We start from the raw sequence: 25509 nt of genomic DNA on the forward strand, positions 1-25509 counted from the left end.
TAAACGCTTGGGAAATTGATACCAAACTAGAAATTGCCATGGATGCGTTGCGCACGCCCGATGCCGATACACCGATAAAGCATCTTTCGGGTGGGGAACGCCGTCGGGTAGCACTTTGCCGTTTACTTTTGCAACAACCCGACGTTTTGTTACTGGATGAGCCTACGAACCACCTCGATGCCGAATCGGTGTTGTGGTTAGAACAGCATTTGGCACAGTACGCCGGAACAGTTATTGCCGTTACGCACGACCGTTACTTTTTGGATAACGTTGCTGGCTGGATTTTGGAGCTCGACCGTGGAGAAGGCATTCCGTGGAAAGGAAACTACTCGTCTTGGCTCGATCAAAAAACAATTCGTTTGGCGCAAGAAGAAAAATCGGCGAGCAAACGCAGAAAAACGCTAGAACGCGAGTTGGAGTGGGTGAGACAAGGTGCGAAAGGACGTCAGACCAAGCAGAAAGCACGTTTACAGAATTACGACAAGTTGTTGAATGAAGATCAGAAGCAACTCGACGAGAAGCTGGAAATTTACATCCCGAACGGTCCGCGATTGGGAACTAACGTAATTGAAGCTAAAAACGTAGCGAAGGCTTTTGGCGACAAATTGTTGTACGATAATTTGAATTTTACCTTGCCTCAAGCAGGAATTGTTGGTGTTATTGGTCCGAATGGTGCCGGTAAGTCGACAATTTTCCGCATGATTATGGGAGAAGAAACACCCGATGGCGGTAGCTTTTCGATTGGCGAAACGGTTAAGATTGCTTACGTGGATCAGTCGCATTCAAATATTGATGTCGATAAATCGATTTACGAGAACTTCAGCGGTGGTCAAGAATTGATTATGATGGGCGGCCGACAAGTAAATGCACGTGCGTATTTAAGCAGATTTAACTTTGGCGGTAGCGAGCAAAACAAAAAGGTATCGATGCTTTCGGGTGGTGAACGCAACCGTTTGCATTTGGCCATGACCTTGAAGGAAGAAGGTAATGTTTTGCTTTTGGATGAGCCTACGAACGATTTGGATGTGAATACCTTACGTGCTTTGGAAGAAGGTTTAGAGAACTTTGCGGGTTGTGCCGTAGTGATTAGTCACGATCGCTGGTTTTTAGACCGAATTTGTACGCACATATTGGCTTTTGAAGGCAACTCGGAAGTGTACTTTTTCGAAGGTGGCTTTACCGAATACGAAGAAAACAAGCGCAAACGTTTAGGTGCCGATGTGACGCCCAAGCGTATCAAATATCGAAAACTCATTCGTTAAGGAATGAAAGAATTGAAAGAAACCGTTGCTCGAAAGGCAGCGGTTTCTTTTTGACACGAATTTTCAGAGACGTTTTTCTGCGTTAAGGATGGCAGCGATTATCCTGCCACGAGCGGCTGTTGCCGAGTGGCAGATATTAGCGAACAGCCTGACCTGCCGAGTCGGCTTTTAGATGAAGAATGAACGTTGGCAGGGAACGCCCAAAAAAAGCAGATTAAAAAAATATAAGTTTCCTAAAATTCATCTAACAATTTCAGGATTAATAACTTTTTTGTACTTTTGCGCACCTTTTCAAGGCAGTGGAATGTGAGAAAAGGGATGAACTAATTTATTGAAAAACAACTTCTGAAGGTTTTTGCCGCAACATTCCGAAACATCAGAATACAAATTTTTAAATCAGATTATGTCTGAAACAGTAAACAAAGAACAGTTTTTAGCGGACTTTAACTGGCACAATTTCCAAGAAGGAATTGACGCAGTTGACGAAAAAAACTTGAAAGAATTCGAGGAATTAGTTGCTAAAACGTTCATTTCAACGGATCAAGAAGAGGTTGTAGAAGGTGTTGTAGTTCGTATCACAGACCGCGATGCGATTGTTGACATCAATGCAAAATCTGAAGGAGTAATTTCCTTGAACGAGTTCCGTTACAACCCAAACCTTAAAGTAGGCGACAAAGTAGAGGTGCTAATCGACATCCGTGAAGACAAAACCGGACAGTTGGTACTTTCTCACAGAAAAGCACGTACCATCAAAGCATGGGATCGCGTAATTGCTGCTCATGACTCAGGTGAAATCGTAAATGGTTTTGTGAAATGCAGAACTAAAGGAGGTATGATCGTTGACGTATTCGGTATCGAAGCGTTCTTACCAGGTTCACAAATCGATGTGAAGCCAATCCGCGATTACGATCAGTACGTGAATAAAATGATGGAATTCAAAGTGGTGAAAATCAACCATGAATTCAAAAACGTTGTGGTTTCTCACAAAGCGCTTATCGAAGCTGATATCGAAGTTCAGAAGAAAGAAATTATCGGTCAGTTAGAAAAAGGACAAGTTCTTGAAGGCGTTGTGAAAAACATTACTTCTTACGGTGTGTTCATCGATTTAGGAGGTGTAGATGGTTTGATTCACATCACCGACCTTTCTTGGTCGCGTATCAACCACCCAAGCGAAGTATTGGAGCTTGATCAGAAATTGAACGTAGTAATTCTTGATTTCGATGATGAGAAAACAAGAATCCAATTAGGTTTGAAGCAGCTTAATGCACACCCATGGGATGCTTTAGATGCAAACTTGAAAGTGGGCGATAAAGTAACTGGTAAAGTTGTTGTTATTGCTGACTACGGTGCATTTATCGAAGTTGCTGAAGGTGTTGAAGGTTTGATCCACGTTTCTGAAATGTCTTGGTCTACGCACTTGCGTTCTGCTCAAGATTTCGTGAAAGTTGGCGATACTGTTGAGGCAGTTATCTTGACACTCGACAGAGAAGAGCGTAAGATGTCGCTTGGTGTAAAACAAATGACTCCAGATCCATGGACAGATATCACTGCGAAATACCCAGTGGGTAGCAAGCACGTAGGTATCGTTAGAAACTTCACTAACTTCGGTGTATTCGTTGAGTTAGAAGAAGGTATCGACGGATTGATCTACATTTCTGATTTGTCTTGGACTAAGAAAATCAAGCACCCATCTGAGTTTGTTAGCGTAGGCGAGAAACTTGATGTAGTAGTGTTAGAATTAGATGTTGACGGACGTAAACTTTCGTTAGGTCACAAACAAACACAAGCTAATCCTTGGGATAAATACGAAGATTCATTCGCAGTTGGAACCGTTCACAATGGAACAATCAGCGAGATCGTTGACAAAGGTGCTACTGTAGAGTTTAACAGCGATATCGTAGCGTTCATCCCAACGCGTCACTTAGAAAAAGAAGACGGTAAGAAATTGAAAAAAGGAGATGCAGCTGATTTCAAAATCATTGAATTCAACAAAGAGTTCAAGCGTGTTGTAGCTTCGCATACTGCTATTTTCCGTGAGGAAGAAGAGAAGAATGCAAAAGCTGCTGTTGAAACAGCTAACAACAACCAAGTAACATCTACACTTGGTGATAACAACGACATCCTTGCTGCTTTGAAAGCGAAGATGGAAAAAGGTGGAAAATAATCCTTATTAATTCTGAGAGAAAGCCCGGCATTGTCGGGCTTTTTTTTTGGAATATTGCATCAAAATAATAAGATCAGTTTTTTTGTTTTTGGGCAATGCGCCGCAACGATTTTGCGTCATCGAAAATGAGTGCCAGCGGCGCCCGCGCTTTCTGCTACAACTCCTCGCTTCGTCGTGCCTCCTTGCTGTGGGGTTTTCGCGTCAATCGCTATTGCGAAAAGCGCTACTTCGTGACGTTCACCACTTAACGTATCGTTTTAGGGAAACTAGTCCCGATAGCTATTGGGATCCTGACGTTTACCACTTAACGTATCGCTTTAGGGAAACTAGAAGTTAGAAGCTAGAAGCTAGACTTTGATGAATTCACCATTTAACGTATCTTTTTACCCAACTAAACCGCAATCCGTCGGAGCCTGAGCTTGTCGAAGGCTGGAATTGATTTTTTGGAGAAGCTAGAGACGAGAAGCTAGAGAATAGACTCCGATAATTTCACCATTTTACGTTTCGTTTTGTCCGCCTGAACCCACAATTCGTTGGTGCCTGAGCTTGTCGAAGGCCAATCTCCCAATCTTTTAATCTTTCAATCTTTAAATCTCGAAATCTCTCAATCTTTCAATCTCCCAAAAAAAACGCCCCCAAGTGGAGGCGCTTTCTATTAATTGGCTGGCTTTTCAGACAGCTGTCGTACTTGCTTGAGTTTCTCTTTCAAAACGGCCAATTCTTCCTTATGGCGTTCAATGCTCTTGCGGACTTCGGTTACCATACTGTTCTCTTTTTTAGCATTCTTCGCTGTAGAAAAGAACAAGATATTATTCTCTAACTGATTAATTTCCGCCTGAACTTCCTCGATTTTGCGTTGCAAGAAGATACGTTCCTGATCAATTCTGCGTGAGTCATTGCTTTCGGTAAGCTGCCCCATACGGTTGTTGAAACGCATCATTTCTGAGTCTTTTTTACTCAAACTCAATTGCTCAAACAATCCGTCGAGTACTTTGTTGAATTTCCCGTCGATGTATCGTTTGTTCGGTCCAACTTTTCCCAAGGTTTTCCATTCTTCGATTTTAGCTTTGATATTGTCTAAATCGGTTTTGTGGACGCCGGTCATTTCAAAAGATTTGATGTCTTCCAAAAAGGCTTTTTTGCGCTCGTATGCCTCGGTTTCTTCCTGATTTACTTCCGAACGAGCCGCCTTCAAACGCTCAAAATAGTGGTTGCATGCAGCTCTAAACTCTTTCCAAATCTGGTCCGAAAATTTCTTCGGAACGTGCCCGATTGTTTTCCATTCTTCTTGAATTTGCTTGAGAATCTCGGTGGTTTCTCTAAAATTATCGCTGTCTTTTAATTCGTTAGCTTTATCAACTAAAGCGCGTTTGCGATCCATGTTGGTTTGCTGTTCGCGTTTAATCGACTTGTAAAACGTGTTTTTTCCAACATTAAATTGGCGTGCAATATCTTTAAACTTAGCCCAAACTTGCTCGCTGATTTCACTCGGAACTTTCCCTACTTTGAAGAATTCTTCGCGCAGTGCTTCAACTTGTTTTACTTGTTCTTGCCACGCGTTGTGGTTCGATGCAGGCTGTGCAATAATGCTTTCAATTTGCTGAATAATCGCTTCTTTTAAACGTAAGTTGTTTTGTTCGCGTTCGCGAATTTGTTCCTGCAATTGTTCGCGCTTGTTGTGGATCTGTCGCGATAATTCGCTGAATTCGTTCCAAATGCGTTCGCGGTGTTCTTTAGAAACGGGTCCGATATCTTCTTTCCAAATTCGGTGCAAATCTTGCAATTCGCGCAAAGCGGCATTGATATCTTTTTCTTCAACCAGAACTTTCACCCGATTGATGATGTTTTGCTTGAGTTCTAAATTGTGTTTGAAATCAAAGTCGCGCGCTTCACGATCCAAGTGGAGAATATCGTAAAACTTCTCTAGATGAAAGTGATAGCTGTTCCAAACGTGGTTGTACTTGTCGCGCGGAATAGGTCCGGCATTTTTCCAACGATCGCGCAATTCATTGAAGTGCTTCAAAACGTCTTTGATGTCTTCCTGCGGATTGTGTAAATTCTTCAGTTCTTCCACAATCGCCAAACGCAAAGCTAAGTTGGCTTTTAGGATGTTTTCCTGACGTTTGAAATGTTGATTTCTTAAATCGCGAAAGGCATTAAACAGTTCGTCGAATTTGGCTTTCGCCGGATGGTGGTATTGAAATTCCTGACCTTCGTTTTCAGGATCGTCGTGAAATTGCTGTTTCTTTTCGTCGAGTAAATGATTGAATTTGCTAAGAAAAGCCGATTTAATCAATTCAACATGTTCTTTTATAGCAACTACTTGCTCGCTTTTTACTAAACGTTCTAAATGCTGATTTAGTCGGTCGAGGTCGAGCGTTTCGTAATCAATTGCAGGTAATTCAATGCTGGTTTCGCGCTCGTGCTCTTCAGCCGCAATTGCATTTTGTTCCTCGATGTGCGAAATAGCCTCATCGGCAGCAGCTGTTTGCGTTTCTTCTAAAATAGGTTGCTCGTCGGCAAGCGCTTCTTTGCTGAGTTCAACGGTTTCCACTGCGGTTTCCGCGACAGCTTCCACAGCTTCAACGTTGGCAACTGTTTCTGGTTCCGCTTCTGCAGAAATAGATTCTTCCACAACTTCTTCTACAACCACACTTGGTTCTTCTGGTGTTGAAGTTTCAATTTCAGAGACTGGTTCTACTACTGTTTCTGATTCTGTTTGCGTTGCTTCAGAGGTCTCGTTTTCAGAGGTTTGCAGCGTTTCTTCAGTATTTGCTTCTACTGATGGATTTCCTTCTGTCGTGTTTTCAGCTGCTGACAGGTTATCGTGTTTTTCTTCTAACATTTTAAGAATGTTTACAGTTTTTACTACGGGCGAAAGGTAGTAAAGGCAGCAGTAAAAACAAAGAAAATAGCTGATTTAACGCGTTACTGTCGATTTTTTACCTTGTAAGAGTTACAACAGCGAAGATTGGGCGAGTAGGGTAGTCCAAATTTGCCACGATTTTTCGGCTTGAAGTTCGAGCATTTCCCGTCCGTTTTTGATTTTCGCGCCTTGCTGCTCGGCTTTCGTTAGGAAAAGTGATTTCTCGGGATTGTACACCAAATCGTACACGAAATGATTTTCATTCAAAAATTCGATGGGAAAATCGGGCATTTCGGAAACATTCGGGAACGTGCCCAGTGGTGTGCAATTGATGACCAATTGTGTGTTTTCGACAATTTCAGGCGTAATTTCGTGATACATCAAATCGAAATGCGGATCACGACTCACAAAAGCGCTGTTGATTTCCAAGTTGTCGAGTGCAGTTCGAACCGCTTGCGCCGCGCCGCCCGTTCCTAAAATAAGTGCATTTTCCACGGAAGTGCCCGTCCAGTTTTTTACACTTTTCAAAAAGCCAAAAACGTCGGTGTTAAAACCATGCAATTGTCGGTCGGCATCGATAAAAACAGTATTAACTGCTTGCGCACTTTTAGCCGTATCCGACAGCGTACTCAAATACGGTAAAATCTCTTTTTTGTAAGGAAACGTTACATTAAAACCAATAACCGATTCATCGGCTTTTAGTTGTTCAATTTCTGCAATCGAGTCTAACTCAAAGTTGAGGTACTTCCAATCGTCTATTTGCAGTTGTTCGAACTTGTTTTGAAAATACGACTGCGAGAATGAGTGTCCGAGTTTCGAACCAATTAAACCAATAATTTTCAATTTATAAATCGGTTTTAGTGTATTTGGCAATTAGTTTTCGAACGCGTTTGTTGGTGCAAGCTGTTGGGTAATAATCGGTGAATAGCGTGATCATTTCGGCATCGCGTTCTAAGGCGCCTTCTAGCAATTCTAAACCAACTTCTTCTTCATCAAAGCTCAAATACAAACCAGCTAAACGGTATAAAATTTCCGGAGCTTCAGGATAAAATTCTTTGGCTTGCAGCAAGGCTTCTACGCAGTTTTCGAATTCGCCTAGAAATTGCAATACATCTACCCAATAAATCCAAGTGTCTAATTCGTCGTCGCCGTATTCAACTGCTTTTCTGTAGCCCATTTCAGCTTCTTCAAAGAAATTCAACGCGCGATTTATGGTAGCGTAGCGTTTCCAGTAACGAAAGTTCTCGTTATCTATTTCCAAAGCTTTGTTTACGAAATACAATGCTTTGCGGTAATTTTTGGCATTGAGGTACAAATCGGTGATGGCAATCCAAGCTTTGTCGAGTTGCGGATCTTCATGCACAGTTCGGTTGTAGTATTTCAAGGCTGTAGCCGAATCGCCTTTCCGTTCGTAACATTTCCCGATGCGTAATAAAGCGTATGAGGTTGCGTCGTCGAGTTCGAGTGTTTTTTTATAACCTTCGATGGCTTCGTCGTAGCGTTTTAGGCGTTCGAGCGATTTCGCTTTTTCCATGTATGCACCTACAAATTCTTCGTCGATTAAGGTTGCATAATCAAAGGCGCGCAATGCTTCTTCGTAGCGTTTCAAACCATACAGAATCCGACCGAGTTGGTGCCATGCAATTTCACTGTACGGATTTTTATCGATGTAGGAATTTAGGAAAATAACGGCATCTTCGTGCTGATCCAAGAATTCGAAACAGTACACGATGTTATACAATGCGCCTTGATCTTCGATATCTTCTTCCAAACAGCGGATGAAATTCTCTTTAGCGAGTTCCAAATTATCCATAAAAAGATATTCCATACCGAGTAAATTGTACACATCGGCAAGGTCGTCGGTGTATTCTAAAGCAGTTTTTAGCATCTCGACAGCCATGTCATGATTGTCGCGTTTACTATATATGCTTGCTTTTTGAATGAAAATTTCTTCGTTGGTAGGTTCAATGGCGTACAACTCGTTCAACAGCTTTTCGGCCTGATCGAGCTTGTCGTCGTAAATGAGCATTTCCACTTGAACAAACTTTAATCCTGTGGATTTCGGATGTTGTTCAAGTGCTAATTTCAGCGCTTTTTTAGCCAGGCTGAGTTTTCCCATGTCGAGGTAGTGAAGCACTATGTCTTCAAATTCCTCACTGTCGAAAAACAAAACTTTGTTTGTTTTCAGCATCGATTCAAACTTCGATAACGACAGGTTGTAGTCTTCTTCTTCGCTGCTTAATTGCATAACTCTGGGATTTAGAATTCGGCTATTTAAAATTAGAAAGCACTTTGCCGCCTAACTGCTCGGTTACACGATTCTTGTGAACAATTTAATTAACAAAAGGCGTACCAATTCGCAAAGGGCTAACTTCTTCTTTACTAAAACGCAAATTGTTGTTACTTATGGCGCAAGGAGGTTTTAAACATGACCTTCTGACAGCAATTCGTCGAAAACTTCCAGCAAAATGGAGCAGCCGGCTTCAATTTCTTCGAAACTAATGGTGAGCGGCGGCGTTATTCGAACCGCTTTTCCTTCGAAAAGTAGCCAAAATAAGATGAGTCCGCGGCGGTAACAGCGCAAAACTACTTCGTTGGTAACTGCTGCATCGCTTGTCATGGCAGCTAGCATTAATCCACGACCACGTACTTCTTTAATCAGCGGATGAACAAGTAATTTGCGAAACAAGGCTTCTTTTTCTAGTGCGAGTTTCATCAAATTTTCATTTTCGATGATTTCTAGCGTAGCCAAAGCGGCGGCGGCAATAACGGGATGTCCGCCAAAAGTGGTTATGTGTCCAAGTTTGGGTTGATCTTGCAGTAAATCCATGTGTTCCGCGGAAGCGATAAAGGCACCCACCGGCATACCGCCCGACATTCCTTTTCCCACAATAACGATGTCGGGAACGATTCCAAAATTTTCAAAACCAAAAAAAGTGCCTGTTCTTCCAAAACCGGGTTGTATTTCATCGATAATTAAAACTGCACCCACTTCTTTACAACGCTTACTCAACTTGATTAAATACTCGTTTTCAGGTTGAATAAAGCCCGCGCCACCTTGTATGCTTTCCACAATTACACCAGCGGTTTTCTCGGTAATACGCTCTAAATCAGTTAAATTATTGAATGTAATAAAACGCACGTCAGGAATTAACGGACGAAAAACCTGTTTGCGTTCTTCGTAACCCATCACGCTCAACGAGCCCATAGTATTTCCGTGGTAGGCGTTATGGCACGAAATAAGTTCCGATCTACCGGTAATTCGGCGCGCTAATTTCAATGCTCCTTCAGTAGCTTCGGTTCCGGAATTAACCAAATAAATTTTCTCTAGCGGAGCCGGTAAATACTTTTGTAATTGTTTGCAATATTCAACAGCCGGATGTTGCGCAAATTCGCCATAAACCATGACGTGGCTGTATAAATCGAGCTGTTTCTTAATGGCGTCGTTTAAATACGGATGGCAATGACCGACCGAAGTTGCCGAAACTCCTGCAACAAAATCGAGGTATGCTTGTCCGTGGATGTCGTAGATATAGCTTCCCTTGGCATGCGAAACCTCCATTCCTAGCGGATGTGGCGTGGTTTGAGCTTGGTATTTTAAAAAATCCGTCAGCATTTTATTTTCCTTTCTTCACGTTTTTATCGTACTCGCTGGTTTCCTTTCGAACAGCTATGGGCTTGTCGGACGATTTCTCTGCTTTTTCCCGGTATTTCCGGGCAATTTCGTCCCATTTGAGCTCGTCTTCGGGAAAAACATCGTCTTTATTTTTAATCATTTCGTCTTCTCTCCAAATAAATCCTCGCAGTCGGCGTGCATTTTCGGGAAGTTCTTTTTCGGGATACATTTGGCCTTCTGGTCGGTCGTACTGCGTAATCGTTTCAATTTTCGAATCTTCCAAAATCAAATTTATCTTCGAACTTACGCTTTTGTTAATTCCAATGAGTTCGTCCTTGTCGTCACGCATGAAATACAGGATTTCCGTGTTTTTGACTAAAGTCACATCATGCAGTTTGTCGTCTTTGAATTTTCCGTACAGATTCAAGCCCTTGACTTGATTATAGCCGGTTCCAATCGTGTCTTTCGAAATAATAAAGGCATTGTTAAGCACCTTCAGCGAATCGATTTTTTCAGTTTCTAAATCGGCAATCAGATGGATCACATCTCCAGTTACTTGATTTTTCTTGTTCCAAATTACGGGTCGGCCGATTAGTTTTGTGAGTCCCACTTTCGTGGAAGAATGAATGGAGTCGCATTTGCCGTTCATATCCGATTTGAAAAAGCGCGCATTTTTAAACGCACGAATAATTCGGTTTTCGGGTTTTCCGGTGAGCATTAATCGCGTGCCGTGAATGTACACACTGTCGTTTTCCATCAATGAAACCGCCACCGCTTTTCGCGTCACAAACATCGAATCTTTGGCTTTATACAGCTCGGCGTAATGTCCGCGTACCACGCCTTTATTGATCGTATCGGTAATTTTTACATAATGCGAAGCCGATGCAAATTCCCGATTTTTATCGTAATACAGCGAATCACCGTCGATTTTGCGGTCTTTATACTTGATATAAGACTTTCGGAGGAAATGCGCTATGTTTTTCTTAGTGTCGTAAAATCCTTTTTCGGTGTAAATGAAATCTTCTTTGCTAGTAACGGTCGATGCGCCAAGCAGATACGAATGTCCAGAGTTAGAGTAATAATCCAAATGATTACTTTTTATAACCACTTTTGGATTGGTTACCGTTACGGCCGTGAGGAAGCGAAATTTCTTTTCATTTGCAAAGTAACGTCCTGATTTACTGGTAAGTGTAGTTTCTTTATTAACGATTTTCCCGTAATTTTTGTAATACGCTTGCTGAATGTTCCGATCGAAATTAATCGTATCGGTAGTGAGTGTAAATTCTGGCGAACGCAGTATGGGGTTTCCGGTTGCAAATGCTTGTTTTAAATTTCCAGCATATTCGGCATAATCACTATTTAAATGCAGCGTATCACCTTGATTTAAAACAACATCACCAAAAGCTTTAATGTAGTTTTCTTTCTTGAAAAAGTAAGCTTTATTGCAGCGCAACGTAGCTCCTTCGTGGCGTACGAGTACATTGCCCGTAAGTAAAACGGCATCGGGCATTTGCAGTTCATCTACATCGAAATTATCGGCATTTTCTACCACTATGGGTTTGTTTTGCGCGGTTACTTCAAAATTGCAAAACGAAAAAAGCAGAAAAAGGAATAGAATTGAATATTTCAATGACTTGTAATTTGCCGCAAAAATAGTGCTTTGCAGAGAGGTGGCAGTTGGCTTAACAAAAATTTTTGCCAAAGAGGCTATGTGCTAATACCAAATATTGCGACATTAGCAGCGAAAGAAAGTTAGTTATGAAACAAACAATCAAGCTTTTGGTATTGGCTGCACTAGTCGGAATAAGTGCACAGTCGGTTAATGCTCAATCAAAAAAAGATAAGAAAGTGTCAGAGAAAGTTCAGAAAAAAGTTGTTTATCAAGTCTTTACCCGATTATTCGGAAATACGAATCAGAACAATAAACCGTGGGGAACTAAAGAGGAAAATGGAGTAGGAAAGTTTGCTGATTTTACCGAAGTTGCTCTCGATGAAATAAAAAAATTAGGCGTCACTCATATTTGGTACACCGGCGTACCGCATCATGCCTTAGTTGGCGATTACACTAAATACGGAATTTCCAACGACGATCCGGATGTGGTTAAAGGTCGTGCCGGTTCACCTTACGCGGTTAAAGATTATTATAACGTGAATCCGGATTTGGCTGTTGATCCGGCCAATCGTTTGGCTGAATTTGAAGCTTTAATCGATCGAACACATAAAGCAGGCCTAAAGTTATTAATCGATATCGTTCCTAATCACGTGGCGCGGCGTTACGAAGGAAAAAGCAATCCGCCGGGAGTTCGCGATTTTGGTGCAGACGACGACACTTCTGTGGAATACGCCCGCGATAATAACTTTTATTACATTCCAAATTCGTCGTTTAAAGTTCCGTACAGCCCGGATTACAAACCATTAGGAGGCGATCCTGCTCCGGGTTCAGATGGCTATTTTGATGAAGTTCCCGCAAAATGGACGGGAAATGGCAGCCGATTAGCACAGCCAGACATCAACGACTGGTACGAAACCGTTAAAATCAATTACGGTATTCGTCCCGATGGAAGTAAAGATTTCCCAGAATTGCCGGCAGGATACGACGCCAAAGATTATAAAGCTCATTTCGAATTTTGGAAAGATAAGTCGGTACCTTCTTCGTGGATTAAATTTAGAGACATTGCCTTGTATTGGATTGCTAAAGGTGTAGATGGATTTCGTTACGATATGGCCGAAATGGTTCCTTATGAGTTTTGGAGTTTTATGAATTCCTCCATTAAAATGAAGAATCCGGATGCCTTTTTATTGGCAGAAGTTTACAATCCGAACGAATACCGCAATTACATCAAATTGGGGAAAATGGATTATTTGTACGATAAAGTTGATCTATACGACAAATTAAAAGAAGTTGTTCAAGGTAAAAGTTTGCCTGATCCGGTAACCGATATTCAGAATCGTTTTCAAGATATCGAACATCATTTACTTCACTTTCTCGACAATCACGATGAGCAGCGTTTGGCTTCGGATGCTTTCGCTGGAACTCCAGAAAAAGGAATGCCTTTGATGGTACTTTCTGCTACAATCAGTAGTTCGCCAACGATGATTTACTTTGGTCAGGAAGTAGGGGAGCGCGGCGATTTAGATTCGGGATTTGGAAAACCAACGCGTACAACGATTTTTGATTATGCTGGAGTGCCGAGTCACCAACGTTGGATGAACAGCGGCCGTTTCGACGGCGGTGCATTGAGCGATTCGGAGAAAAAACTTCGCGATTTTTACAAGAGATTGCTCAACTTTACCTTGGAAGCTGACGCCATGACGGGCACTTTCGTGGAATTGCAAACAGAAAACAGAAAGCAAGGCGAGCAGTATAAGCCCGGTTTGTATTCGTTTGCACGATATTCTGCCAAGCAAAAATTACTAATAGTAACAAATTTCTCATGGGTAAGCGAAGCCGACTTTACCTTAGAAGTTCCTGAAGCCTTGATTAAGACTTGGAAATTCAAGGATGGTTCATATCCTTTGAAGGAAAAGCTGTACGGCAATCATACTTCTACGCTAGAAGTTAAAAATGGCAAGGGTTTTGTAAAGCTAAAATTAGCGCCATCAGAGTCAGTAATTTTGGAAGTACAAAAATAAAACTGCTAACAAAACGTTAGTTTACACTGAACTTGGCGTGGATGCGCTAAATTTGTAGTATGAAGTTTGGTAAATTATATATCGCACTTTTTGTTTTGCTATCGGGTGGTGTTTTTGCACAATTTGATACGGGAAAACGTTCGGTAGGAATAGCACCCGTAACGCCAAAAGCGGCGCCGAAGGAAGTTCAAAAGCCAGACGAAAAGGAGAAAAGCACGATACTACCTGAAGTTTTAAAACCTGAAAGTAATAAACCTATTGTTGAGGAAAAACCTCTGAGTTTAACTCCTTCTAACGAGTTTATGAGTAATTCGCGCGAGTTTACAAAAGTGTTTGAAGGCGAACTTAATAAGATTAAGCCGCAGCGGAAAAAGCAGTCACTGGGAACTATAAAAGTAAAAACCAAAAGTGTTTACATTCGCTGCAGAGATTCTCAGGCCATCGACGGAGATCAAATTCGGATTACTTGGAACGAAACTTTAATTGCAAACAGACTCACACTTACCGGCGGTTTTCAAGGTATTGAATTACAGCTCGACAAAGGTTACAATTACATCGATTTTAAGGTAATCAACGAAGGAGATAGCGGACCAAATACCGCGCAGTACGAAATTGTGGATAAAGCTGGAAATGTGCTGGCCAACGCATTTTGGGACATGAATTCAGGCGATACAGCTACGATGGTTTTGATTCGAGAATAAGCTTAACGAGTCAAATGAATGAAACCGGTTAAAGGTTCCGGAAATTCTTCTGCATTCAAATGCAAAACGTAATAATAGGTTCCTTCAGGTAATTCGTCGGACTGCCAAGCTTGGACATTGCTTTTTCCACGCCAAATTCCTGTTCTCCAATTGCCCGACCAAACTTTCCTGCCGTATCGATTGTAAACATATAGGTCGTATTCAAAGATATTCTCTAAACCTTCTACAATCAATTCGTCGTAAAATCCGTCTTCATTTGTAGCAACTAAATTGTAAACTTTTGGTTTGCATCGTTGCGTAGTAAGATTAAATGAGGTAAACGTCTCGCAGCCAGCGGCATTGCGAATTCGCACATAAATGGTTGTCGGACTTCCATTGCTTAAAATCGACTCGTTTCCGACAGCAATTTCGTTCGTTCCAGCTAGAGCATCTTCGTAGCTGTAAAAAAGAGCAACTTCATCGTCTTCATTTACTTTCGCCTCAGTACGCGCGTACGAAAAGTCGAAAAATCCGCTGCCATTTCCGACATTACAAGATATCGCGTTTGAAACGTTGTTGAAATTCGGACTTTTCGGAAACCATATTTCTTCCACGTACGTGTTGTTGTTTTCGTTGAGTTCCTGAACAAACGTTTGCCCAAGCTCGTTCTGATCAACCACTAACTCGATACTTACTGGGTTCGGTAATAGGGAAGAGACTTCCAAGGTAATGGTGCCTAATATAGATCCCGCTACCGGAATGGGCACTGTAGTGACTGTGCTTCCAATCACGGAACCATTTGCTCTAAACAATACAATTACGCCCGCTGGCAACGTTGCTGTACTGTTTAAATTGCTAACTTGATACGTGATGTCGAGCGTTCGAATATTGCAGCTTACATCGTAGTCCATTATTTGAACTGTGGCATCTGGCAGTTCGTTGATGAGCTTCGTAACCACACAATTCAACATCACAAAATCTTGACTACTGGAAAGAGATATTATAGCCTCCGTATCACCTGGATTCACAAAACCTTCTAAATCATAAACATCGAGATCCATGTTGTAAAGCGTCGTGCTTCCCGTAAACGAATTGGTTCCATTAAACGCGTTTGTTGTTGGATTTAAGGTATTTTGAACCGTAATAGAATTTATGGTAAGTGATTCACCAACAGCAATATTTTTATCTCCTTCCCAAGCTAAAAAACCAATTTGCGAATCGATACCGCTAACAACATTTAAGTTAGTTAGCAAAATATTTACCGATCCTGGAATACGTTGCATACCGTCGTAAACGTTAAGCTGACATTGCGGTAGCGAGTCGTTTTGAACCACAACAACAATGGCCCAGCCGCCAAAATTTCCTCCAAACGGACAATAATTCGGAATTACCTCGGTAAGATCTAATCCGCTTAAAGTGTAAGTTGTTGCCGTTTCATTGATAACTTGTGTGGTAACATCTGCGAAAGCGGCAAAGTACGCGGCTCCATTGTTTCCAACCGCGCTAAAAGTACGTTCCGCATTAATGATAGTGTTGTTGAGGCTTACCTCAAAGTCGCCCGTGCCACTTCCTGCCCAATATAAGTAAGCTGCTACAATATTATCTCCGTCTTGCAATACTAATTCTTGCGACGATTCCGTTAGTATTTCGCAAGGAGGTGCAGGAACTCCGGGTAAATTATTGTTTTCAGTTAGGTTTAATGTGTTTCCGCAAAAGGTAAAACCGTATCGGCCATTATACTGCTGATACAACGAAATTTGTTGCGCATTTGCCAGCTGTAACACGCCAAGTAGCGGTAAAAGAAGGAAAAGAAAATAGCGGCAGTTTTTTTTCAAGACCGAAACTTTTTAAACTCGTTTCGAAATTACGTACTTTTCACGCCGATAAAAAGAAGTTGTGCTAAATTTAATACGATATCAGGCTGATTTACGTCCAATTTGGGATGCTTTCGTGCGCAATTCGTGCAACGGAACTTTTTTATTTGAGCGCGATTTTATGGATTATCACGCCGATCGTTTTCAGGATTTTTCAGTCTTGATTTTTAAAAAAAATCAATTGATAGCTGTCTTTCCTGCAACAGTTTCTCAAAATAAAATTAGCTCACATGCAGGCTTGTCGTATGGCGGTTTGATTTATGATAAAATGAGTCAGCAAACGTCGAACGATATTTTAGAAGCACTCATTTCCTTCTACGAAAGTGCAGGAATCAGTGAAATTTCTTGCAAACTCATTCCTGAAATTTATAACCAAAAGCCAGCAAACCACTGGGAATACAGTTTGTTTCAAAAAGGAGCACAATTGTATAGAAACGATGCTTTGAGTGCGATTGATTACAGTTTTCCGATTGCATTTTCCAACTTGCGAAAACGCCATTTAAAAGCGGCAACTCAATCAGATGTGCAAATTTCAAATAAGACTGATTTAAGTACTTTTTGGAATGAGGTTTTAATTCCTGTTTTACAGCAACGACACGGTATTGAGCCAGTGCATACCGCGGCAGAGATCACACTTTTGCAGCAGCGATTTCCCGAGAACATCATTTTATACACGGTGTCTTTAAATCAGCAGTTGTTAGGAGGAACTGTTCTTTTTGTCACGAGGCAAACGGTTCATGCACAGTATATTGCAATGCGAAAAGATCGAGAAATTAAAGGAGCATTCGATCGCTTGTTTGCTCAAATCATTCTTGAATTTAAAGATAAAAAGTTCTTTAGCTTTGGGATTTCCACTGAACGCGACGGGATGTATTTAAACAGTGGTTTGATTGCTTGGAAGGAAAGCTTTGGTGCACAAACGTATTGCCAGCGGTTTTATCGATTAACTATCTGATTATGAAGATTCCTTTTCTTGATTTACAGCGCATTACCGAAAGTTATCAACCTGAATTACAGGAGGCTGCGCAGCGCGTAATCGAAAAGGGATGGTTTATTTTAGGTGAAGAAGTTGAGCGATTTGAAGCCGAATTTGCCCAATACTGCGGAACCACAGAAGCTATTGGTGTAGCAAATGGCTTAGAAGCACTTCGATTAATTTTTGAAGGCTATAAATTGCTGGGCAGATTAGCGGTTGGCGACGAAGTTTTAGTTCCGGCAAATACCTATATCGCGGGTATTTTAGCCATTCAGCATGCCGGTTTAGTGCCCGTTTTGTGCGAACCAGAATTAGAAACCTACAATATTGATGCACGCCGACTGGAATCTGAAATGACTCCAAGAACAAAAGCCTTGTTGGCAGTACATTTGTACGGACGTTTAGCCGATACGCAAAAACTTGAAGCATTTTGCCAACAACACGATTTGCTTTTTATTGAAGATGCGGCACAAGCTCACGGCGCATTTGTAAACGATTTGTCTAAAAGAGCCGGTAGCTACGGACATGCAGCGGGCTTTAGCTTTTATCCAGGGAAAAATTTGGGAGCGTTAGGCGATGCGGGTGCGGTAACCACATCCGATCTCGAATTAGCAGCGGTTATTCGGAAATTGCGTAACTACGGATCGGAGCAAAAATACAGCTGCGAAATAAACGGTTTTAACTCTCGCTTAGACGAAATTCAAGCGGCCTTTTTACGTGTGAAATTACGCCGATTAGATGCCGATAATCAGCAAAGAAAGGCTATTGCAGATCGGTTTTTGAACGAAATTTCAAATCCAAATCTGATTTTGCCCTTACGATCTTCAACCAATAACGTGTGGCATTTGTTTGTGATTCGGGTTGAAAATCGCGAGCATCTCATAAACTATTTGAAGGTGAACGGCATAGGAACCTTGATTCATTATCCAATTGCGCCACATCAACAAAAAGCCATGCCCGAGTTTGCGCATTGCAATTTACCGATTACCGAACGCATACATCGCGAAGTGGTTTCCATACCGTTACACCAACTCTTAAGCGACGAGGAAGTTGCATACATCATCGAAACGCTAAACCGATATGAACAGTAAAAATCAAGGTTTCCTAAAAGTTGGCTTTTTGCACTTGGTTTTTATCGGGCTGCGTTTTCTTTCGTCTGTACTTCTCAATAAATTAGTGGCTGTTTTTGCCGGTCAGCAAGGATTATTGGTTTTTGGAAATTTGCGTAATGTGTTGTCTTTAGCCGAAGTTGCTTCAACAGGAGGTATGCAATCGGGAATCGTTACGCTTACGGCTTCTACACCCAAAAACGAACATTCGAAATTTTTGTTCGGAACAATTTTTAGTTCGATAGCAGTAATAAGTTTGGTGCTTTCGGTAGTGGTTATGATTTTCCACGCAACTTTGGCTACCTGGTTTTTTGGAAGCTATTCCAACGGATCGACCTTAGTGGTTCTGCTGGCGTTACTGCTTCCGCTCAACGGAATTTCGCTGGCTATAATCAATATTTACAACGGTTTACAGCTCTATTCGAAAGTGTTGATGCTGAATGTGTACGTAACCGTTATTAGTACACTTTGCATTGCAGCAGTGCTTATTTATTATGACTTAGAGTATGCGTTGTATGCAACAATTGCCGCTATTGTTTTGCAATTTGTGCTCACAGTCTTTAATGCAAATCGCTTGTTTTTAGATGTGAATTTTCGCTTTCATTCTGAAACGGCTTTAAAATTAGTGCAGTTCGGACTAACAGGCGTTGTTTCAACCGTACTTCCGGCGGTTTCGTTTTTATACATACGAAATGAGCTTGTTAGTACGTCTAGTATCGATTTTGCTGCAAATTGGGAAGCTGCCTACCGATTATCGTCGCAAGTAGCCCTAGTTTTTATCGGATTTGTGAGTTTGTATTTCTTTCCCAAAATTTCCGAATCGGTTGCTTTAAAATCTACAAATGCAGTTTTTGTTCGGTTTTTAAAAATCGGATTTCTACCGTTTTTCGTCGGTGTTTTAATCTTGGCTATATCGAGTAGTTTTTTGATTCCAGCGCTATATTCGGCCGACTATCTTGCGGCACAGTCTTTATTTCCAATTCAACTTCTTGGCGACGTTATTCGCGCTCTAGCCGTTTTCTTTGGCTTTGTACTCTTGGCGCAACATCAATGGAAGTCGTTCATTCTTTGCGAGTTCGTTTCGTATGCCACACTTTTGTTGGGTTTTTATCTTTTCCACGAAAGTGCAACGACTGCAGTAGCCTGGATTTATGTACTTTCCAATATTGTTTATTTGGCAGTAGCTTTTTTCGCTTCCAAATTCAAACGATAAATTTTTAAACGAGGCGTTTGCTTATCAATGTTTGCGCGCTCTTCCATATTGTAACCTTCAAATTGATAGGCTTTGTAAGCCGTGCAATCCGGAACATCTAAAACTAAAGTCTCATTGCTTTTAGAACGGTAAACGCGGTAATCGCTGAGTTCTCGGTACGGAAAAACAATTCCAAAATTCACTAACGTATAGCTTGCATTTTTAGTGGATTGTTGTGTGTAAAACGGAATAAAGTTTTTAAATTCCGTAGTTGTTTGGATGGCAGCTCTTCCGTGTTGTTCCAATTGTGCAAATAGTAGGTCGCGCGGATAGTTTACGGTACGATATTCCTTCCACGAAAGTGCAAACGAAATTAGGGCAAGTAGTGAAAAAAAAGTCAGCGAGCTGTTTTGCCATTTATTGGAAAGCAAACTCAATGGGAGCAAGGCTACAACGAGTAAAATCGGTACGAATTGTTTCAGGAGTCGCGCATACCAAACTACTTTTTCTAGGAAGAAGCTGGCACTTGCGTAGAAGAGAAAGAACGCAACTGAAATGAGCAATAATGCAAGTATTTTTTCTTTATGTAAGATAGGTATTTGTTTGATTAACAGTACGATGCTTCCGCAGAAGAAACCCATAAGTAACGCAATTCCCAAAACCGATTCAACTTCGATAAAGTACTTGAAAATGAAGGTGTAGGCTTCTGAAAAACTCCCTTGAAGAATTGATGTGGAAAGCCAAAGCGATTCTCGTAGAAACGACATACCGGAAAAGCGCGACGCTAATTCAGTTAATAAAAGCAAGAAAAAGCTGCCTAATCCGTAGGTTGATACATGGAAAAAAGCTGTTTTGAAATTAAGTTTTCGGTATACAGTAAATCCGTAAAAAACAGCGATGATGCCATACAGCAGAATGTTTCCGGGATAAACGAGATAGGCGAAAAACGCGACAAATCCATAGTGAAAAGCCGATTTTAGTGTGAAATTCGATCGGCAAATTTGCACCAAAATCCAAACAAAAAACAATTGTGAACTGTCGTACGGATCGCTGTGCCGCAACGAAATAAACGATAAAGTCAGACAAGAGTATAAGATAATTCCAAACCAAGCCAAATGTTCGTTGTTGAGCAAGGTTTTGAATAAATTAAAATACGTTCGCAGCAGTAGCAAATAGATGCTGAAGTTGAAGAGAAACATCACGGAAGCCGCGAATTCACTGTAGAGTAGCGTTCCAAATAAATGATTAGCGCTGTAAATTACAGCTGCCGGAATCAGTTTTAAAAGCGCATCGGCAGGTCGACCTTGCGTTTTAAAAATGTGTTGCCAGAAGTCGGTTGTGTCAAGGGAAACGAGCGCTTTTACAGCTTCGACCGATTCGGTAAACCGCCATTCGTCGGGAAAGGCGAAAAAACCTTTGCCTATAAAAGCGAAGCGCGCCAAAATCAGCAGTAAAAGAATGGCTTTCCAAACGGTATTCGGATTTCGCAGATCAATCTTTATCATCTCGAAATCAGTATTTTAAGATGAATCGCTATTTTGAAGAATACATAGGGAATCCACAAACGCAGATTTCTATTTCGAAACACCACACCCATTTCGTAGTGGACGCGTTTGAGCAGCGCCCGATGTTCGGTTTTGCTTTGATTTAACTCTGTGAAAGCCATCCATAAGCTTTTAAAAGTCGAGGCGTTTATGCGTCGGCCCAAAACCGATTTTTCCTTGTACGCATAACCCAACGAGTTTTCCAAATAACGTTTCAGCGACAACGTTTGGTCGATATAAAAAAACGGATATTCGCGTGAAGCACGTAACCAAAAGTCGAGATCTTCGTAAGCTAAACTGTCGTTGTAACCGCCCAATTCCACGTGGATTTTTCTCGAAACCAACAAAGCAACCGGGTTTACAATTTCGCCTGAATTTACAATCGCTTCGTAAATCAAGCCGCGCGGTATTTTTTGAAGGCTGCGTTTATTTTCGTCGACAGCAAAGAAATAACCCAGATGCGCGCCCGATTCTGAAATACGTTCGGAATTCGCATAAACAACCGCAGCATCGTGTTTTTGTGCTTCGGCAACTAAAATGGCAATGGCGTTAGGAAGCAACACGTCGTCTGTCGCAAAATCGAGAATATACTTGCCTTTAGAAACGGCAAACGCTTTATTAAACGAAGCGGTTATTCCGAGATTTTGCTTGTTGTGAATGATTTTAATCTGCGGATATTCAAGCTGCAGTTTTTCGATGATTTGCTGCGAACCGTCGGAACTGGCATCGTTTACTACAAGTATTTCCACGGAAGTGTATGTTTGCTTTAAAACCGACAAAACCGCTTCGCGCACAAACTTTTCGTGATTGTAACACAGGCAAATGACGCTAACAAGTGGTTCGGCTGTAGTCACAGTGATTAATTAGTGGTTTTCCGAAAATTCGACGCCTAAAATACGAAACTCGCCACTACAAATACGCGATTTCCCGAAATGAGCCGTTAGGTAAAGATTATACCGTGTAAAATCGCTCCGAATCGGCAACAATTTCGAATTTGATTCGGTATTTGACTAAATTTACGACCAGCTTATTTCCTATGAACATCAAACAGCTTGAACTTCCTAAAATAGAAAACGCGCTGGGTAACATCGCAGTAATTGAAAAAGATACGCTGCCTTTTGCCGTTAAACGTGTGTATTATCTATATGATATTCCGAGTTCAGCGAAGCGCGGCGGACACGCACATTTGAATCTACAACAAGTGCTCATTGCCATTTCTGGCAGTTTTGATGTAGTGCTCGACGACGGTTCTCGCCGACAAACCATTACCTTAAACAAGCCCGACCGCGGATTGCTTATTACCACAAAAATTTGGCGTGAGCTTGAAAATTTCTCTTCTGGAGCGGTTTGCTTGGTTTTAGCTTCCGAAGAATTTTCAGAAGACGATTACATCCGCGATTACGATGATTTTTTAGCCTCGATTTCGTAATTCTCGAAAACGCAGCGCCCAACGAACAAGTGTACGCGACATAACACAAAGCAGCTTTCGTTTAAAATCCAAGTCACGCAAATCGATTTCAAGTTGGTATTTGTTGGCAACAAGGTCGTTTTTTTCGCGTATGGCCGCCATTAGCAAGGCGTAGCGATGAAAATTCAGGTACTTTCTTAATCCTGGAACGTTGCCAAAATCCTTTTCATAATCGCTAAATGGCGTGTGAACTTTCGTACTAATGCTACTCATAGTCATTTGTCCGCTTTCATTTTGCCGATACCAAGCCAACGGTTTCGGGTTGAAAACCAGCGGATGGATCGCGTGCAAACGAATGCACAAATCAATGTCTTCGCCAAAAGTTACCGCTTCGTTATAGCCGCCAAGCGCTTTCATTTTGTCTTTTCGAATGGCCAAACTCGAGCTGCAATACGGCGATTCTCCAACAGCTTTTTCGAAGAAATTGGTACTAATTTGCGTTCGAGCTTCCCGATTTAAAGCAGCATTCGGTCCACGAAACGAATCAGAAAACCATTTGAAATAGGAAGTAGCATAAACAACCTGATTAGGAAACGTTTCGGTCATCTGGAAGATTTCCGCTAAAAAGTTTGGTTCCCATTTATCGTCGGAATCCAGAAAAGCGACGAACGTTCCTGTGGCCGCAGCAATGCCTACATTTCGCGTTTTCGGTAAGTTTAAATTCTCGGGATTGCTTATGATTTTCAATCGATTATCAGCGATCTCCGAAACAACTGCCACGCTGTTATCCGTCGATGCATCGTCTACAACCAGCAACTCGAAGTCGGTAAACGTTTGTTGCAAAACGCTGTTTACGGCTTCGAGCACAAAAGCTTCTTTGTTGTAAAGCGGCATGATTACCGAAAAGAATGGCATAAAAAGCGATTTGAAAATGATACATTTGTCGGCATGCAAGATGCGAAAAAACTTCAGATAGTTTGCTTTGAGAATCCGTTTCCCGCTAATTACGGTGGCGTAATCGATGTTTTTTACCGCATTCAGGCGCTTCATGCCCTAGGAATCGAAATTACTTTACATTGTTTTGTTACCGATCGATCCGAGGTAAAGCCCGAATTACAAGCCTTGTGTAAGGCCGTTCACTTGTATCCCAAAGAGCGTAAATTTTGGCAGTTGTTTTCGCAATATCCGCTTTCGGTGGTGAGTCGATTTCATTTGAATTTAGTCAACGAACTTTTAGCCACTGATGCACCGATTTTAATTGAAGGTTTACAAAGCAGTTTTTTTGCTACGCTACCTGCGTTTCGTGATCGAAAGTTGTTTTTGCGTTTGCACAATCTGGAATCGGTGTATTACGAAGGTTTAGCGAATTCGGAAACGAAGCTTTTAAAGCGATTTTTATACCGCTTGGAAGCAAAGAAATACCGCAAATTCGAAACGCATTTACAACGCTTTGCTAGCATTTTTACGATTTCAAAACGCGAAACGCTTGAAGTTTCAAAAGTTGCAAATGCGTTTTATTTACCGCCGTTTCACGGAAATGCAACTTGCACGTCGGCAGCTGGTTTGGGCGGTTTTGCTTTGTATCACGGCGATTTACGTTTGTCGGATAATAAACGTGCCGCTTTGTTTTTGTTTGATGTTTTTAGCGAAATGCCGCAGCACAAATTGGTTGTTGCCGCGTCCGACATTCCCGAAAGTATCAAGCAACAGGCAAAACGTTTTTCGAACGTGTCGGTTATTGAAACGCAATCGCAAGCCGAGTTGTATGATTTGATCCGTTCAGCGCAAATGAACGTGATGTTGTCTTTTCAACCTTCCGGAACCAAGTTAAAAGCCATAAACGCCTTGTATATGGGTAGGCATTGCCTGGTTAACGAAAACATGATCGACGATCTTGAGTTGATGAAACTTTGTGTGTTTTGCGAAGATAAGCGTGCATTTGTTCGGGAAATCGACCGGTATTTTTCGATTCCGTTTGAACCGCAGCACCGTACCGAGCTTTTATCTACGCTTCTCAGCGATCGAGCAGGAGCGGAGCGGCTAATCAGCGAGATTTTTAAAAGCAAGTTGACAGAAGCTAGTCCCGATTGCTATCGGGAGAGAAGCTAAACTCAGCGACGTTCACCACTTGACGTATCGTTTTACCCAACTAAACCACGTATCGTCGGTGCCTGAGCCTGTCGAAGGCTAATGGAGATTTTTGTATTAAGATTTGAGTCCCGATAGCTATCGGGATTGCGACGTTCACCACTTAACGTTTCATTTTCCCAAACAGACCCGCGTATCGTCGAAGCCTGAGCCTGTCGAAGGCAGCTGCAAATTTCGCTAAGGTGAAATTTTCCCTTTTTTTAATCTTTCAATCTTTTAATCTTTCAATCTCGAAATTTTTTTTAGCTCCTTCCCGCTGTCCGCTATAGTCCTCGTAAAATACGTCAGGTTCACGCGCGCTGCATTCGGCTTCTGAACCTGAGTTCGATTTAAAAATTGCGGTCAGAAAACAGATAAATGGTTGATTACAAGGCGGATTTGTTTTGGGATACTGTAGTATCGCAAAAAAATCTAACGAAGTAGGCAGCCGTTTATCTGTTTAGCGTGCAAGTTGTTCATTTCAATTACTATTTGATTTCACAATTTGCGCATTTTAAGCGATCTGACAATGATTTTTAATCAAACTCAGGTTCTGAGGTCGCCGTTTGCTTCGCGGTTCACCTAGCCGTATTTTTCTCCGGGCTGCCGCTGCCATCCGCGCTAGGGCATACGTTACCAAAAATTAGTGGAAAAATACCTATAAGTAGGTAGGTGAGGGAGAGGAGAAACGCGTAAATTAGCAAAGGACAAAAAAGATTAATTTTTTAATAACCAAGACAAAAGGCGAAAAGAGTGTCCAATTTAATAGATGAAAAAATACGCATAAATTTTTTGATGCAATGTGTTGTGATTAAATAATTTAAGCTTGTTTTAGAAAATAGACAAAATGGGTTAAACTTCGCCAATTGTCTAGTTAGCGGTCAGGCTATGGCCATAGTGAACAAAATTTATATTCGAAATTATAATGAAAGAGAATAAAATAATATCAGTCCGACAAAAGGAAATTGTTGCTAGTTATCTCCAACAATTAGACTTACATCTCTCAGACTTGAAAGTAGGATTAGCCGAAAAAACTTTTGAAATAAAAGACTTAGCAG

At 41.5% G+C, this 25509-nt stretch carries 18 protein-coding genes; 9 read left to right on the forward strand and 9 right to left on the reverse strand.

From position 1 onward, the window contains the following. Nucleotides 1–1262: energy-dependent translational throttle protein EttA (ettA, locus tag ACOVQQ_RS04650; RefSeq protein ID WP_421817161.1), on the forward strand; the 1262-nt coding region annotated here is incomplete at its 5' end. A gap of 403 nt (nt 1263–1665) precedes the next feature. After that, on the forward strand, nt 1666–3426 hold the full coding sequence (gene rpsA / locus ACOVQQ_RS04655) for a 30S ribosomal protein S1 (RefSeq protein ID WP_094486184.1): 1761 nt from the start codon (nt 1666–1668) through the stop codon (nt 3424–3426). Between the two features lie 655 nt (nt 3427–4081). On the opposite strand, the gene ACOVQQ_RS04660 is transcribed toward rpsA, so the two are convergent. From ACOVQQ_RS04660 to ACOVQQ_RS04680, 5 genes are all read right to left on the reverse strand, one after another. Next, nucleotides 4082–6271 carry a DUF349 domain-containing protein gene (locus ACOVQQ_RS04660; RefSeq protein WP_421817162.1) on the reverse strand — a complete coding sequence of 730 codons (2190 nt, stop codon included), beginning with the start codon at nt 6269–6271 and terminating at the stop codon, nt 4082–4084. A 111-nt stretch (nt 6272–6382) separates the two neighbouring features. Then, complete coding sequence (locus ACOVQQ_RS04665; protein WP_421817163.1) at nt 6383–7135, reverse strand: shikimate dehydrogenase family protein; 753 nt, start codon at nt 7133–7135, stop codon at nt 6383–6385. Nucleotide 7136: 1 nt separating this feature from the next. After that, complete coding sequence (locus tag ACOVQQ_RS04670) at nt 7137–8540, reverse strand: tetratricopeptide repeat protein (RefSeq protein ID WP_094486643.1); 1404 nt, start codon at nt 8538–8540, stop codon at nt 7137–7139. Between the two features lie 174 nt (nt 8541–8714). Next, the gene (locus ACOVQQ_RS04675) at nt 8715–9908 is read right to left on the reverse strand and encodes an aspartate aminotransferase family protein (protein WP_421817164.1); all 1194 of its coding nucleotides are present in this window, start codon (nt 9906–9908) and stop codon (nt 8715–8717) included. A gap of 1 nt (nt 9909) precedes the next feature. After that, on the reverse strand, nt 9910–11538 hold the full coding sequence (locus tag ACOVQQ_RS04680) for an OstA-like protein (protein WP_421817165.1): 1629 nt from the start codon (nt 11536–11538) through the stop codon (nt 9910–9912). Between the two features lie 128 nt (nt 11539–11666). On the opposite strand from ACOVQQ_RS04680, the gene ACOVQQ_RS04685 reads away from it, so the two are divergent. Continuing rightward, nucleotides 11667–13541 carry an alpha-amylase family glycosyl hydrolase gene (locus tag ACOVQQ_RS04685; protein WP_421817166.1) on the forward strand — a complete coding sequence of 625 codons (1875 nt, stop codon included), beginning with the start codon at nt 11667–11669 and terminating at the stop codon, nt 13539–13541. A gap of 59 nt (nt 13542–13600) precedes the next feature. Beyond that, entirely contained in the window at nt 13601–14242 is a 642-nt protein-coding gene (locus ACOVQQ_RS04690; RefSeq protein WP_094486640.1) for a hypothetical protein, read from the forward strand. Nucleotides 14243–14244: 2 nt separating this feature from the next. Here ACOVQQ_RS04690 and ACOVQQ_RS04695 read toward each other — a convergent pair whose 3' ends face one another. Continuing rightward, the gene (locus ACOVQQ_RS04695) at nt 14245–16056 is read right to left on the reverse strand and encodes a gliding motility-associated C-terminal domain-containing protein (protein WP_421817167.1); all 1812 of its coding nucleotides are present in this window, start codon (nt 16054–16056) and stop codon (nt 14245–14247) included. A gap of 61 nt (nt 16057–16117) precedes the next feature. Between ACOVQQ_RS04695 and ACOVQQ_RS04700 the strand changes: the two genes are divergently transcribed. The 3 genes from ACOVQQ_RS04700 to ACOVQQ_RS04710 are packed head-to-tail and all read left to right on the forward strand — an operon-like array spanning nt 16118 to nt 19393. Further along, complete coding sequence (locus ACOVQQ_RS04700) at nt 16118–17050, forward strand: GNAT family N-acetyltransferase (protein WP_421817168.1); 933 nt, start codon at nt 16118–16120, stop codon at nt 17048–17050. A 2-nt stretch (nt 17051–17052) separates the two neighbouring features. Beyond that, nucleotides 17053–18162 (forward strand): DegT/DnrJ/EryC1/StrS family aminotransferase, encoded by a 1110-nt coding sequence (locus ACOVQQ_RS04705; protein WP_421817169.1) that lies wholly within the window; start codon nt 17053–17055, stop codon nt 18160–18162. After that, entirely contained in the window at nt 18152–19393 is a 1242-nt protein-coding gene (locus tag ACOVQQ_RS04710) for a hypothetical protein (protein WP_421817170.1), read from the forward strand. Before ACOVQQ_RS04705 ends, ACOVQQ_RS04710 begins: the two co-directional genes overlap by 11 nt. On the opposite strand, the gene ACOVQQ_RS04715 is transcribed toward ACOVQQ_RS04710, so the two are convergent. Together ACOVQQ_RS04715 and ACOVQQ_RS04720 are read right to left on the reverse strand one after the other, a co-directional pair. Further along, nucleotides 19351–20877: a hypothetical protein gene (locus ACOVQQ_RS04715; RefSeq protein WP_421817171.1), complete on the reverse strand. Its 1527-nt coding sequence runs from the start codon at nt 20875–20877 to the stop codon at nt 19351–19353. The genes ACOVQQ_RS04710 and ACOVQQ_RS04715 overlap by 43 nt on opposite strands. Further along, nucleotides 20874–21770, reverse strand: a complete 897-nt coding sequence (locus tag ACOVQQ_RS04720) for a glycosyltransferase family 2 protein (protein ID WP_421817172.1) — start codon at nt 21768–21770, stop codon at nt 20874–20876. The genes ACOVQQ_RS04715 and ACOVQQ_RS04720 overlap by 4 nt, the downstream gene beginning before the upstream one ends. 182 nt (nt 21771–21952) lie before the next feature. Here ACOVQQ_RS04720 and ACOVQQ_RS04725 point away from each other — a divergent pair, with 182 nt between their 5' ends. Then, on the forward strand, nt 21953–22345 hold the full coding sequence (locus ACOVQQ_RS04725) for a sugar 3,4-ketoisomerase (RefSeq protein WP_094486633.1): 393 nt from the start codon (nt 21953–21955) through the stop codon (nt 22343–22345). Here ACOVQQ_RS04725 and ACOVQQ_RS04730 read toward each other — a convergent pair. Continuing rightward, on the reverse strand, nt 22328–23239 hold the full coding sequence (locus ACOVQQ_RS04730) for a glycosyltransferase family 2 protein (protein WP_421817173.1): 912 nt from the start codon (nt 23237–23239) through the stop codon (nt 22328–22330). The two genes, ACOVQQ_RS04725 and ACOVQQ_RS04730, sit on opposite strands and share 18 nt — an antisense overlap. Before the next feature lie 33 nt (nt 23240–23272). Here ACOVQQ_RS04730 and ACOVQQ_RS04735 point away from each other — a divergent pair, with 33 nt between their 5' ends. Further along, nucleotides 23273–24433: a hypothetical protein gene (locus ACOVQQ_RS04735; protein ID WP_421817174.1), complete on the forward strand. Its 1161-nt coding sequence runs from the start codon at nt 23273–23275 to the stop codon at nt 24431–24433. The last annotated feature ends 1076 nt before the right edge of the window (nt 24434–25509 follow it).

The sequence above is a fragment of the Flavobacterium sp. genome, assembly GCF_049240005.1.
Classification (GTDB): Bacteria; Bacteroidota; Bacteroidia; order Flavobacteriales; family Flavobacteriaceae; genus Flavobacterium.

Bases quoted from the DNA above. Each gene is read 5' to 3' on its own strand.
- ACOVQQ_RS04685 (WP_421817166.1), top strand. From the start codon at position 11,667: ATGAAACAAACAATCAAGCTTTTGGTATTGGCTGCACTAGTCGGAATA.
- ACOVQQ_RS04675 (WP_421817164.1), bottom strand. From the start codon at position 9,908: ATGCTGACGGATTTTTTAAAATACCAAGCTCAAACCACGCCACATCCG.
- ACOVQQ_RS04710 (WP_421817170.1), top strand. From the start codon at position 18,152: ATGAACAGTAAAAATCAAGGTTTCCTAAAAGTTGGCTTTTTGCACTTG.
- ACOVQQ_RS04670 (WP_094486643.1), bottom strand. From the start codon at position 8,540: ATGCAATTAAGCAGCGAAGAAGAAGACTACAACCTGTCGTTATCGAAG.
- ACOVQQ_RS04690 (WP_094486640.1), top strand. From the start codon at position 13,601: ATGAAGTTTGGTAAATTATATATCGCACTTTTTGTTTTGCTATCGGGT.
- ACOVQQ_RS04715 (WP_421817171.1), bottom strand. From the start codon at position 20,877: ATGATAAAGATTGATCTGCGAAATCCGAATACCGTTTGGAAAGCCATT.
- ACOVQQ_RS04660 (WP_421817162.1), bottom strand. From the start codon at position 6,271: ATGTTAGAAGAAAAACACGATAACCTGTCAGCAGCTGAAAACACGACA.
- rpsA (WP_094486184.1), top strand. From the start codon at position 1,666: ATGTCTGAAACAGTAAACAAAGAACAGTTTTTAGCGGACTTTAACTGG.
- ACOVQQ_RS04725 (WP_094486633.1), top strand. From the start codon at position 21,953: ATGAACATCAAACAGCTTGAACTTCCTAAAATAGAAAACGCGCTGGGT.
- ACOVQQ_RS04705 (WP_421817169.1), top strand. From the start codon at position 17,053: ATGAAGATTCCTTTTCTTGATTTACAGCGCATTACCGAAAGTTATCAA.
- ACOVQQ_RS04730 (WP_421817173.1), bottom strand. From the start codon at position 23,239: ATGCCATTCTTTTCGGTAATCATGCCGCTTTACAACAAAGAAGCTTTT.
- ACOVQQ_RS04735 (WP_421817174.1), top strand. From the start codon at position 23,273: ATGCAAGATGCGAAAAAACTTCAGATAGTTTGCTTTGAGAATCCGTTT.